Source organism: Caldicellulosiruptor kronotskyensis 2002, from assembly GCF_000166775.1.
Lineage (GTDB): Bacteria > Bacillota > Thermoanaerobacteria > Caldicellulosiruptorales > Caldicellulosiruptoraceae > Caldicellulosiruptor > Caldicellulosiruptor kronotskyensis.
The window spans coordinates 194013-206317 of the sequence record NC_014720.1; the positions used below are offsets into that span (position 1 = coordinate 194013).

9 protein-coding genes are annotated in these 12305 nt (G+C 33.4%); 4 read left to right on the plus strand and 5 right to left on the minus strand.

The window, feature by feature from the left end; all coding sequences use genetic code 11:
* Positions 1-20: 20 nt before the first annotated feature.
* Genes CALKRO_RS00610 through CALKRO_RS00630 form a run of 5 tightly spaced genes read right to left on the minus strand, consistent with a single transcriptional unit; the run spans position 21 to position 5936 of the window.
* Positions 21-764 carry a DUF72 domain-containing protein gene (locus CALKRO_RS00610; protein WP_013429196.1) on the minus strand — a complete coding sequence of 248 codons (744 nt, stop codon included), beginning with the start codon at positions 762-764 and terminating at the stop codon, positions 21-23.
* 31 nt (positions 765-795) lie between these two features.
* Positions 796-1884 (minus strand): sugar ABC transporter substrate-binding protein, encoded by a 1089-nt coding sequence (locus tag CALKRO_RS00615; RefSeq protein ID WP_013429197.1) that lies wholly within the window; start codon positions 1882-1884, stop codon positions 796-798.
* A gap of 21 nt (positions 1885-1905) precedes the next feature.
* Positions 1906-3465 carry a response regulator transcription factor gene (locus tag CALKRO_RS00620; protein ID WP_013429198.1) on the minus strand — a complete coding sequence of 520 codons (1560 nt, stop codon included), beginning with the start codon at positions 3463-3465 and terminating at the stop codon, positions 1906-1908.
* A complete protein-coding gene (locus CALKRO_RS00625; RefSeq protein WP_013429199.1) occupies positions 3462-4949 on the minus strand; it encodes a sensor histidine kinase in 1488 nt (495 codons plus the stop codon). Before CALKRO_RS00625 ends, CALKRO_RS00620 begins: the two co-directional genes overlap by 4 nt.
* 12 nt (positions 4950-4961) lie before the next feature.
* Entirely contained in the window at positions 4962-5936 is a 975-nt protein-coding gene (locus CALKRO_RS00630; RefSeq protein WP_013429200.1) for a sugar ABC transporter substrate-binding protein, read from the minus strand.
* Positions 5937-6150: 214 nt separating this feature from the next.
* Between CALKRO_RS00630 and xylF the strand changes: the two genes are divergently transcribed.
* The 4 genes from xylF (at position 6151) to CALKRO_RS00650 (ending at position 12235) form a co-directional block, all read left to right on the plus strand.
* Positions 6151-7206, plus strand: coding sequence for a D-xylose ABC transporter substrate-binding protein (gene xylF, locus CALKRO_RS00635; RefSeq protein WP_013429201.1), 1056 nt, complete (start codon positions 6151-6153; stop codon positions 7204-7206).
* A 102-nt stretch (positions 7207-7308) separates the two neighbouring features.
* Complete coding sequence (locus CALKRO_RS00640) at positions 7309-8826, plus strand: xylose ABC transporter ATP-binding protein (protein ID WP_013429202.1); 1518 nt, start codon at positions 7309-7311, stop codon at positions 8824-8826.
* 3 nt (positions 8827-8829) lie between these two features.
* A complete protein-coding gene (locus CALKRO_RS00645; protein WP_013429203.1) occupies positions 8830-9951 on the plus strand; it encodes a sugar ABC transporter permease in 1122 nt (373 codons plus the stop codon).
* Positions 9952-10111: 160 nt separating this feature from the next.
* Positions 10112-12235: a methyl-accepting chemotaxis protein gene (locus CALKRO_RS00650; protein WP_013429204.1), complete on the plus strand. Its 2124-nt coding sequence runs from the start codon at positions 10112-10114 to the stop codon at positions 12233-12235.
* Positions 12236-12305: the final 70 nt, after the last annotated feature.

The window sequence follows — 12305 nt, forward strand, 5'->3', positions numbered from 1 at the left end:
TCTGCAAGGAGGCCTTTTATTTATAAAACATTTTCCAAAATCTTTACTAAATTTTTGGCATTTTCTACTGCGTAGCCATTAAAATCGTTATTAAAATATACATAAATTTTTTCACAGATCTCAGAATATACCTTTATATCCATTGCAAAGTTTTTAAGCTGATCTTCTGAATAACTTGAAGAGAACATTTCTTTTGGACCATGAAATCGAATATATGCAAAATTAGCAGTTATAATTTTTTCTTTTGGATAGCGACTCGAATCCGCAATTACAAATGCTATGTTTTTGCTTCTTAAGATGTCATATATATCATCTACAAACCAACTTTTATGCCTAAATTCAATTGCAAATCTAAAATTTTCTTTGCCATCCAAGAAATTCAATAATCTTTTGACATTTTCCTCATCAGCTTTAAAGCTTGGTGGTAACTGTAACAAGATTGCTCCAAGCTTTTCTTTCAGCAATTTTACTCTGTCTTCAAACTTTTTCCACTCATCTTCAACATCCAGAAACCTTTTTATATGGGTTATAGTTCTGGGAGCTTTTAAGGAAAAAACAAAGTCAGCCTGTGAAAAGTTCAACCAGTTCAGGACAGTTTTTTCTTGAGGAAGCCTATAAAAACTTGAATTAATTTCTGTTGTTCTAAAATGCATTGCATAAAACTCAAACATTTTAGATGTTGGCAATTTTTCAGGATAAAATATACCTCTCCAGTGAGAATATGAAAAACCAGATGTGCCAATATAAATTTTTACATTATTCATATGCCTCTCCCCCAGTTTATGAGAAACCACACTACTTTGTTATATATACCTCATCCCATGTATGAAAATTGTCTTTTATAACAGTATCATTAATATTGGTTTTGTCAACACCTATTGGGTCAATAAAAAAAGTTGGAACGTTTTTGTAACCATTATTAATAGTGTAATTAGGCTTTAGAAGTTTGCCTTTTATTAGCCTGTCAACTATATCAAGCGTGAGGTCAACAAGCTTATCGATGGGCTTATAGACAGTCATAAGCTGAGTGCCCTTGACAATCCTTTGACATGCTGAGATGTCTGCATCCTGGCCTGTAACAGGTACACTGCCAGCAAGCCGCTTTTCCGAAAGTGCCATAATCGCACCCTCAGCAAGTGAATCGTTAGAAGCTAAAACTGCATCAATTCTTTTTCCCTCTTCTAAAAGGTTATTGACATAATTATATGCATATTCCTTTCTCCAGTTATAACAGTATTTTTCTAAAAGACTATTGATTTGTTTTTTCTGAATAAGTGAATCTAATACTTTGTGATAGCCTTCCTTTATCATCTGAACGTTATAATCCCCTGGGTCACCAAGTAGAAAGACGTAGTTTCCATAGGGAACTTTTTTCAAAAGCCATTTTGCCATAAGCTCCCCTACTTTGTAATTGTTAAAAGAGACATATACATCTATGTCACTGTTTTTCACAAGTCTGTCATAACTTATAACTTTTATTCCTTTCTTTTTAGCAAGATTTACTGCACTGCTACATTTTTCATAGTTGTTAGGAACAATAATCAAAATATTTATATTTTTGCTCAAAAGATATTTCACCTGATTTATTTGTTCAACATCGTTCTCATTTGCGTTGACCCATTCAACCTCATATCCTTTTTCATGTGCTTTTGCAATCAATATGTCCCTGTCTTTGAACCATCTTTCCTCCTTTAGTGTACCCATTGCAAAGCCAATTCTCACTTTTGATGGTTTAAAAACCTTCTGTTCATTTTTAGAAATATCAGGAATATGTGCAATTAAAATCACAATGCCTACTACAACAAAAATCAACAAAAAAATAACCCAAAAAATTTTAGCTCTACTTCTTTTTGATATTTTTTTACTTTTATAAATATGGTTCATCCCATCATCCCTCTTCTAAAATTATATTGAATTTATATCTACTGATGAGCTTCTAAAGGCAGAGGGTGTCATTCCAGTGAACTTTTTGAAAGCTTTGATAAAATAGTTCGGGTCAGAAAAACCAACAGCAAATGATATTTCCTTTATACTCTTTGATGTATTTTTCAGAAGCTGACAAGCCTTTTGAATTCTAAGCTTTGTAAGGTATGTCTTGAAACTTACACCTGTGTATTTTTTAAACAATTTACTGAAATAATATGGGTTAAAGTTAAAAGTTGAGCTTATCTGTGAAAGTGTAATTTCCTCACTGTAGTTTTGGTTTATAAATTCTATTGCTTTGTTAATCGAATCATTGTTTATAATCTGTTCATGTTTGGTTTTTGCCTTGCTAAAAAGTGTAAGCACAGCTTTTTTAAATATTTCTACAATCTGTTCATAAGAAGAATTAAGTATTTGCGGAATTAATTTTTCTACATCAATAGACTCATCGCTTGTTGCTATTCCAGTTTCAAGCAATAACATTATAATAAGTTTTATCACTTTGTATTTTAGGTTATTTTCCCCAAAAAGTTCAATGTATAATTTGCAAAGCTGGGTTATATAGTTTTCTATCATTGGAATTTGTGTTGGGTTGTTGATAGAATGAATCAGTTTTGCTTCTAAATTTTCTGTCAATAGAAGGAGATGCTCGTTTTCTTCGTTTTCTTCTGGGAATTCCAAGTCAAGGGTTGAATAGTATGCCTCCCAGAATGCATTTTCATATCCTTCTTCTAAGTAATAAAGGTCACTAAATCCAATTTTGATACTATTCCAGTAAGGTTTTTGTTTTAGAATTTCTTGAATTTTTTCTTGCAAAACCTCTGCTTCTTTCTGTGATTGAGACGGGAAAAAACAAATAAGATACTCACCCATGCCAATTGATGTTAAAGCTTTGTGTTCAAAAGAGATTTTTATGTCTTTTCGGATATTGTCAAGTTCTTTGAAGCTTGAGACCAAATCACTTTTGTCTTTGAGTGTCAAAACCATTAAAAACCCGCTTTTAAGATTTATTCCAAAGATTTTTTCATATTGATTTACATCAACAATATCGAATGCATTTTTGAATATTAAGGTAGGTATAAAACTGTTTTCAAGCAAGTTTCTCATCACAATCAGCTGTGCATTTTTTTCTATGTTCTCTTTTGTCCTTGCCAAAATGCTATCTACTTGAGCTATTGCAGAGTGCATAGTTGAGATTATATCTTCTATTGAATACGGTTTTAGGATATATGCAAATGCCTTTTCCTTTATTGCTTTTTTGGCAAACTCAAACCTGTCGTATGCAGAAACAATAATAAAAATTGGAAACTCTGAATTTTTCATTTTTCTGTACTCTTCTATAAGTTCAAGTCCATCTAAGTCTGGCATTTTAATGTCTATAAAAGCTATATGGTAAGAATAAAAAAGCAAATTTTCAAGTGCTTCTCTACCTGATGTAAATATAGAAATTTCAAAATCTGTATTCAGATTATTTTCAAGTATAAATTTAATAGAATCCACAACTATTTTTTCATCGTCAGCAATTAAAACTTTATACGTCATAAAGTATTCACCTCATTTTTTGGAAGCTTTGAGTAATCTATTATAAATGGTACTTTTATTATGACTTTTGTTCCACCTTCAACATTTGATTCTATATATAAAGGTCTTTCAACACCGTAAAAATACGAAAGACGTTTTGCGATGTTGTTAAGCCCTATCCCAGTTGTTTTATTATCTTCAAATGAAAAGTTTTTCAAATCTTCAAGTATCTCTTCTTCGATGCCCCTTCCGTTGTCCCACACAACAATCTCTGCGTTTTCTTCAACTTTGCGTGCTACAATCTTGATAAGTCCGCTTTCTTTTTCTTTGAATCCATGCACAATAGCATTTTCAACAAGTGGCTGAAGTATCATGCAAGGCATAAGTAAAAGTTTTGTCTCATCTTCAACATCAATTTCAAGAGTTATCTTGTTACCAAATCTCATGTGATATATATACATGTAATTATTGACATTTTCTATTTCATCTTCTAACCTTACAGTTCTGTTTATATTGTGAACAACGTATCTTAAGTAACTTGAGGTTCTGAGCAAAATTTCATATGTCTGCTTTGCATTTTCAAACATGGCTATCTGAAGAATTGTGTTTAAAGTGTTAAATAAAAAGTGAGGGTTTATCTGAGCTTGCAGGTTTTTAAGCTCTGCTTCTTGCAATGCCTGCCTATATTTTATCGCTTCAATCTTTTGTTGGGCATACATTCTTTCAATTTCAGCTTTTTCTTCAAGTTTTTTAACCATATCTTTTATGTTAAAAATCATGTTAGAAAAAGACTGGTACAAAACTGCAACTTCGTCGTTAGAAGAATATTGTGGAAGCTGAGCTTCTAAGTTACCATGTGCTATCTTGTTTGCCACCTTTGATAGATTAATAATTGGTGTTGTAAAACTATTGCTGAAAACTATGCTCAGTAATGAGGCAAATAATGTCCATATAAGTATTACCAGTGTATTGATTCTTCTTATGTCATTTAACTGTTTTTGTGATCTATGATGAATCTGCATTGTGAATTTTATCTTCTGTTCGCTAAATTTTTCAAGATAATCATTTAAAAATTTTGAGAAATCAAGATATTCAGAATAAGTTTTGGAAAGTGGCAAATTTCCTTTCTTGTAAATTACAAGTCGTTCGGTTAGCTTGCTAAGGTGTTCAAATATGGTGATTAAGTTTGTATAGTATAGAAATTCTTCTTTTGTTGTAATTTTGTTTTCAAGAGCTGTTAGTTTTTCGTCAATTGCGTTAAGAGAACCATAGACAGAGAGCATAGAATCAGAGTCTCCAGAGATTAAATATCTTTGAAGATTAGAATTTAGCAAAGATATTTCTTCTTTGGTTGTATTGATTGTATTTATTGTTTCAAATGTTTCGTTTACCAGACTTACAATGTAACTATTGTTGTACTGGATTAAAATGTCGATTGCAAGCAATGACAAGATTATTATAAAGAAAAATGTAAGAAGCTTGCTCTGCACAGAAAAAAACTTCATTTTTAATCACCTTTATTCGATAACGTTAAAATTTGTTGAGATATGAGAAGATGCATGACCAAACTTTTTCCAGCTAAGTATTGCCTCACAAAGCTTTTGGGCAATCAAATCTCCTTTGTCATTTATAATTCCATTGATTATCTTTTCTTTAACATATTTTTGAAGTTTTTCATTTGTACCAGCACCAATTACAATGAATTTGTCAAGCTTATTAAAGGTTATAATATTTTGAGCAATTGTAAGTGTGTCTGTTTCACTTCCAATATAAATTACATTGAATTTCTGTTTGTCTTCTAAAATGAGCTGTCTTGCAACCTCCTCAGATGGGAATGCAGGGTATTCAAAATTAAAGTTTTTTATACTAATTTCTTTTATACCTTTGGATTTTAAAAAGTCAGTAAGCCCTTTTACCTCAAGCGTTCCGCCAATTGTTGTATAAAAAGGATTGATAATTGCAATTCTTAAGTCTTTAGGTATACTGTTTTTTTCATTTAAAACTTTATATATAATCTTTCCAGCTATCTTGCCTTTATAATAATAATCAATTCCTACAAAAACATCTTCGTATCTAAAGAGCATATCATTAAATAGGGATACAATAAAAATATTATTGCTTTTAATAATTGGCAACATTTGAGCAATTTCTTTTGAATTATATATATTGCACATAACAATTGCATCTGGTTTTGTCACAGTTGCCAATTTCAAATATTTATATGCTTCTTCAGAGGTGTTATAAAATACAATATCACTTATAATTCCCTGCTTTTCTGAGATATCTTTATATTTTTCCAAAAACCAGTTCCAGTATGTCTGATTTTGAGGCAATATCATCATTATTCTTACTGAATTTCTAAAGTTTGTTTTTTTATCTGTTACATTTATAAATCTTATATTATAAATATCATACAATGCAATGGCTACAAAGATAATTGCGCTGAAAAAAGCTATCAATCTAAAGCTCAAATTTTGCATTCTTTTTCGCATCTTTGCTTTTTCCTCCCTCAACAACCATTATAGCATTTTTGACACACAGCACCCTATAGTAATTTTTTGATTTCAAAAAAGTGCTATTCGTCTTGTAATGAAAATTTAATAATTCCACCAACACGTCAAAAAATAATAGTGTATTTGAAAATGTTTATTGTTAAAATGATATTGCAAATCAAACAAAAAAATTTGATAAGGAGGTTTAATTGTAATGAAAAAATCACTATTAAGAATTGTTGCCATTTTTGTTGCGGTTGCCTTCATAGTTGGTATTGGCTATGCAGTTGTTCCAAAGTATGCAAGTGCAAAATCTTCTAAAAAGCAAATCAAGATTGGGTTGTCCTTAGCTACTTTGCAGGAGGAAAGATGGCACAAAGACAGAGATGAATTTGTAAAAGCAGCTCAAAAGCTTGGTGCAAAAGTTTTAGTTCAGGCTGCTAATATGGACGATGTAAAGCAAAAAGAACAGTGTGAGAATTTAATTAGCCAGGGTGTAGATGTTCTTGTTATAGTTCCAAACAATGCAGAAGTTTTCACATCCATAATTGAAGAAGCTCACAAGGCAAAAATACCAGTAATTTCATACGACAGATTAATTAAAAACGCAAATGTTGATCTTTACATCTCATTTGACAATATAAAAGTTGGTGAACTTCAGGGTAAATACTTAACATCAAAGGTTCCAAAGGGCAACTACTTTGTATTCAGAGGCGCTCCAACAGACAACAACGCAACACTCTTCTATCAAGGTGCTATGAAGTATATCCAGCCACTTGTAAAGAGCGGAAAAGTTAAAGTTCTCTTTGACCAGCCAGTAAAAGATTGGAAACCAGAAGAGGCTTTGAGACTTTGTGAAAATGCTCTTACTGCAGCAAAGAACAACGTTCAAGGAATCTTGGCACCAAACGATGGAACAGCTGGCGGAATCATTCAGGCTCTCAAAGCACAGGGGCTTGCTGGCAAGGTTGTTGTAACAGGTCAGGATGCTGATCTTGCAGCTGTTAAGAGAATTGTTGAGGGTACACAGACAATGACAGTGTTCAAAGATGTGAGACTTTTAGCTAAAAAAGCTGCTGAGGTTGCAGTTGAGCTTGCAAAAGGCAAGAAGGTTTCTCAGCTCAAAGATGTAAATGGCAAGGTTTACAACGGAAAACTCAATGTTCCATCAATACTTTTGACACCTGTTGCTGTTGATAAGTCTAACATCGACAAGGTATTGATTCAGAGCGGTTGGTTTACAAAAGAACAGGTTTATGGAAAGAAGTAATTTGAGATTTCAGCTATAAAGCTTGGCTGATTTTCTGGGAAGGGGTGGGCTTTTGCCCCTTCTCAGAATTTAATTTTGAAGGGGTGAAGGTGGTATTTTAAGATGAGCGAATATATTCTTGAGATGGTGCACATAACAAAAGAATTTCCAGGTGTCAAAGCACTTGATGATGTAACTTTTAGGGTCAAAAAAGGTGAAATCCACGCTCTTGTTGGTGAAAATGGTGCAGGAAAATCCACTTTGATGAAGATTTTAAGTGGTGTGTATCCGTATGGCACATACAGCGGTGATATTTTTATTGAGGGCAAGAAACAGCATTTTAGAAATATTAAAGACAGCGAACATGCAGGTGTTGCAATAATTTACCAGGAGCTGACCCTTGTTAAAGGCATGACTGTAGGTGAGAATATCTTTCTTGGCAGAGAGCCAGTTGTAAACGGGATTATAAACTGGAATAAGGTCTATGCTGATTCTAAAAAACTTTTTGAAAAGCTAAACATTGAGATAGATGTTTATGAAAAAGTTGAAAATTTAGGAATAGGCCAACAGCAGATGGTTGAGATTGCAAAGGCTATTTCAAAAGATAGCAAGATTTTAATTCTTGATGAGCCAACAGCAGCATTAACAGAGAGTGAAACAAGGCAGCTTTTCAGAATTTTAAAAGACCTCAAAAACCACGGGGTTACCTGCATATATATCTCTCACAGACTTGAAGAAATATTTGAGATAGCAGATACAGTAACAGTTTTAAGAGATGGTAAAACAATTTCAACAGACCCAATATCAAATCTCACTGAAGATGAGATAATAAAAAGAATGGTTGGGCGAGAACTTACTCAAAGGTATCCAAAAGTGCCACACAAAGCAAAAAGAACAATTATGGAAGTTAGAAACTTTTCTGTTTATGACAAAGATAATCCAGAAAAGAAAATAATAGATAATGTAAGCTTTGAGATAAAAGAGGGAGAAATTTTGGGTATATCAGGACTTATGGGGGCTGGCAGAACAGAACTTTTTATGAGCATATTTGGAGCATATCCAGGAAGAAAAGAAGGAGAAATTTGGCTTGAAGGGAAGAAAATAAGTATAAATAACCCCAGAGAGGCAATAGAACACGGGATATGTTATCTTTCAGAAGACAGAAAACGATATGGGCTTGTGCTCATGATGGATATAAAAGACAACATATTGCTTCCGAACTACCAGAAGTTTGCAAACGGTGGGATAATAAATATTCCAAAGTCACTCAGCACAGCTTTGGATTATGTTGGCAAGCTCAGAATTAAAATAGCTTCACCTTTCCAGCAGGTTATGAATTTAAGCGGTGGTAACCAGCAAAAGGTTATTATTGCTAAATGGCTTTTAGCAAATCCAAAAATATTAATTCTTGATGAGCCTACAAGAGGTATTGACGTTGGTGCAAAGTATGAAATTTATAACCTTATGAACCAGTTTGTTGACCAGGGTGTAGGAATTGTTATGATTTCATCAGAACTTCCTGAGATTTTGGGTATGTCAGATAGAATACTTGTTATGCAAAAGGGCAAAATTGCAGGTGAGCTCATGGCCGAAGATGCAACTCAAGAAAAGATTATGACTTTAGCAACAGGAGGAAGATAGGTTATGAATTTGAAAAAAAACTTGCGAACTTACACTCTCATAATCGCAATTCTCCTTATATGGACAATATTTACAGTACTTACTGATGGGAATTTTCTAACACCAAGAAATCTTTCAATGCTTGCAAGACAGATGGCAATCACAGCTCTTGTTGCAATTGGTATGGTATTTGTAATTGTTGCAGGGCACATTGACCTTTCGGTTGGTTCTGTTGTCGGATTTACTGGTGCTATTGCTGGTGTTTTGCAGGTTTGGAATGGGTGGTCAACTCCTGCTACAGTTATTGCAGTTTTGATAGTTGGTATTATAATTGGTATATGGCAAGGATACTGGGTTGCATACAGGGGCGTTCCAGCATTCATTGTTACACTGGCAGGCATGCTTGTGTTCAGAGGCGGTGTGCTTTTAGCAAGCAAGGGTATTACAATATCACCTTTTAAAGATAGTTTTAGGTTTATCGGGCAAGGATATTTGAATAAAGCTTTGAGCATTGCATTTGGGGCTGTCTTAATTGTTGGGTATCTTCTTTTAACAATTAGCCAGAGAAATAGAAGGAAAAAATACAACTTAGAAGTTTTGCCAATGGGCTTAGAGATTGCAAAAGCTACAGTTGTAATTGCTCTTATTGTTGCATTTACGGGCGTTATGATAAGCTATGAGGGAATTTCTATTCCTGTTCTGATACTTGTTGTGTTTACAATCCTGCTAACATTTGTCTCTCAAAACACAACATTTGGAAAATATGTGTATGCAATAGGTGGGAACAAAGAAGCAGCAAGTCTTTCGGGTATAAACATTAGAAATGTGACAATGAAGATTTTCATTCTCATGGGATTTTTATCAGCACTGGCTGGAATTGTTTTAACATCAAGGCTTGACGCTGCAACATCTGGTGCTGGAACAAATATGGAGCTTGATGCAATTGCTGCAGCAATCCTCGGTGGAACAAGCACACTTGGCGGTGAAGGAACAGTTCCGGGTGCTATCATAGGTGCACTTATTATGGCAAGCATAGACAACGGTATGAGCCTTTTGAACTTGGAATATTCATATCAGCTGATTGTAAAAGGCTTGGTGTTAGTATTTGCTGTATGGCTTGATATTATGTCAAGAAAGAAAGCATAAAATATTAGTTTTTTAGAGGGCCATAGCTTAAAAGGAGTATTTTTATGTTACTTAAGAGAAATATTTTAAGGTATTTAAAAGCTATGGCCTTTTAAACTTTTGGGTGACAAAAGAATTTGGGTTTATAATCTAAAAATATATTTATGAAAGGTGGCTATTTATGAAATCATGGGCAAGACTTAGGGCAAATTCTTTATATAAGATATTCAAAAAAGGTAGCCTTGCTCAGAAACTAAGTGTTTTTGTATTAGTTTTATTGCTGATTCCAATAACAATTATTGATATTTTTTCTGTGTCGAAAGCAGTAAATTCGGTGATAAGCGAAAGCAAAAAGTCGTATTTGATTGCGACAAACTCAACAGCACAGTATTTTCAAGTCTTATTTGAAACAGCTAAAAATGCTGCAATTCAATTAATGTCAAATGACAGCATACAATCTTTTTGCACAGGAGAAAGCCAAAATCTAAAGGACGAAAATGAAAAGGCAAAAATAGCCCAGGATGCCAAAAATATTATTGCAAATCTTGTGGTTACATCTGAAATGTTCTCTGGTGCCTACATATTAACAAATAGACAAACTTCACTGATGTTTCCATCTATACCGTTTGATTACCTTGATATCAATAAAGTAGCGAATTCAAAATGGTACAAAACGATTATGGATTCGGCAGGATATGTTTTGATAGATTCTCATAGAGAAAACTTTGATGAGGTTGCTGAAAATGGCAACAGTCAGATTCCTGCTTATGCATGTTCAATTGGATTTCAATTTAGGGATTTGAAAACTAACCAGATAAAAGGCGTAATGCTTTTGGATATAAAGGAAGAATGGCTAAGAGAAAAGCTTCAATCTACAGAACTTTCAAAACAAGGCGTAATGACAATTGGTCTTTTACCTAATGGGAAAATAGTTCTTCCATTGGATTGGGAAGACAAAATGAATATAAGTGTAAAACCAAATGAAGGATTTGTACAAAAGATTTTATCTCAGGTTAAAGCTGGTAAAAAAGAAGGAGCTTTTGAAATGGTTTATCAGCAAAAACCATACCTTATAACTTTTTCAAAGACTCAGTATTTTGACTGGACTGTAGTGGGTATGATACCTGTCAGTGCAATAGTAAAAAGTGCACGCAGTATGGAAAACGTAATTATATTACTTACAGCTATTTTTACATTAATTGCCATTGTGTTTGGTATACTATTTGCCTTGAAAATAGTAAAGGATATTGAAAAAATAACTGATGTTATGGCGATAGCAGAAAAAGGCGACTTAACAAATACAATTAATATAAGGCGCAGTGATGAGATAGGGAGTCTTTCAAGAAGCTTTAACAATATGACCAGCAACATAAAAAAGCTTGTAGAAAAGGGTAAAAATTTGACACAGCAGGTAACATCCTCAATAGCATCTCTTACAACAATTGCAACTGAAACGTCAGCTGCTTCAAACGAAATAGCACGAGCAATTCAAGAGATTGCTGAAGGTGCAGGAAATCAGGCAAAAGAAGCTACAAATGTTTCTGAAATAGTATCACAGTTTGGTCAGAGAATAGAATCTATTGTTTTTTCTATAGACCAGGTAAATAAACTTTCAAAAGAAGTATTTAATTTATCAGAAAATGGTTTTGAAGCTGTAAAAAGTTTGGATAAAGCAACTGTTGACACTGTAAATATTACAGATTCAATGATAAGAACAATAAATCAGCTGGCTGAGTATTCAAAATCAATTGGGAAAATAATTAATCTTCTTGGTAGCATATCTGAGCAGACAAAACTGCTTGCACTTAATGCATCAATAGAGGCAGCAAAAGCAGGTGAGGCAGGAAGAGGCTTTGCAGTTGTTGCAAGCGAAATTCGCAAACTTGCTGATATGTCAAAAGAATCAACACGCGAGGTTGATGAAATAATAAAGAAAATAATAAATCAAACAAAAGAAGCACAGGAGATAGCTGGCAAAGTAGAATTTGTTATAAATAATCAAAACACAGCTGTTGAGACTGTCACAGGTGCGTTTGGTAAAATAAAGTCTGCAGTTGAAGAATTATTCGAAAAAATAGAAGATATAAATAAGTTAATCTTATCAATAGACAATGAGAAAACAGCAATAATTGAAAGTATAGAAAATATTTCAGCTATATCTCAAGAGACTGCAGCATCAACACAAGAGGTTTCAGCGTCGACTGAAGAGCAATTAGCTGCAATTGAAGAACTAAAAGCCATGATTGAAAGACTAAATATTTTAGCCCAAGACCTGTATCAAGCAATGCAGGTGTTTAGAGTTTGAAAATCTACATTGATCACGTGTTAACAAATATTAAATGAGGATTGTATTTAATAATTTATAAAGCCTTTTA

What these genes read in the sequence shown, in the direction of transcription:
- CALKRO_RS00625 (WP_013429199.1), bottom strand. Translation starts at nt 4,949, where the DNA reads ATGAAGTTTTTTTCTGTGCAGAGCAAGCTTCTTACATTTTTCTTTATA.
- CALKRO_RS00645 (WP_013429203.1), top strand. Translation starts at nt 8,830, where the DNA reads ATGAATTTGAAAAAAAACTTGCGAACTTACACTCTCATAATCGCAATT.
- CALKRO_RS00615 (WP_013429197.1), bottom strand. Translation starts at nt 1,884, where the DNA reads ATGAACCATATTTATAAAAGTAAAAAAATATCAAAAAGAAGTAGAGCT.
- CALKRO_RS00630 (WP_013429200.1), bottom strand. Translation starts at nt 5,936, where the DNA reads ATGCGAAAAAGAATGCAAAATTTGAGCTTTAGATTGATAGCTTTTTTC.
- CALKRO_RS00610 (WP_013429196.1), bottom strand. Translation starts at nt 764, where the DNA reads ATGAATAATGTAAAAATTTATATTGGCACATCTGGTTTTTCATATTCT.
- CALKRO_RS00650 (WP_013429204.1), top strand. Translation starts at nt 10,112, where the DNA reads ATGAAATCATGGGCAAGACTTAGGGCAAATTCTTTATATAAGATATTC.
- CALKRO_RS00620 (WP_013429198.1), bottom strand. Translation starts at nt 3,465, where the DNA reads ATGACGTATAAAGTTTTAATTGCTGACGATGAAAAAATAGTTGTGGAT.
- xylF (WP_013429201.1), top strand. Translation starts at nt 6,151, where the DNA reads ATGAAAAAATCACTATTAAGAATTGTTGCCATTTTTGTTGCGGTTGCC.
- CALKRO_RS00640 (WP_013429202.1), top strand. Translation starts at nt 7,309, where the DNA reads ATGAGCGAATATATTCTTGAGATGGTGCACATAACAAAAGAATTTCCA.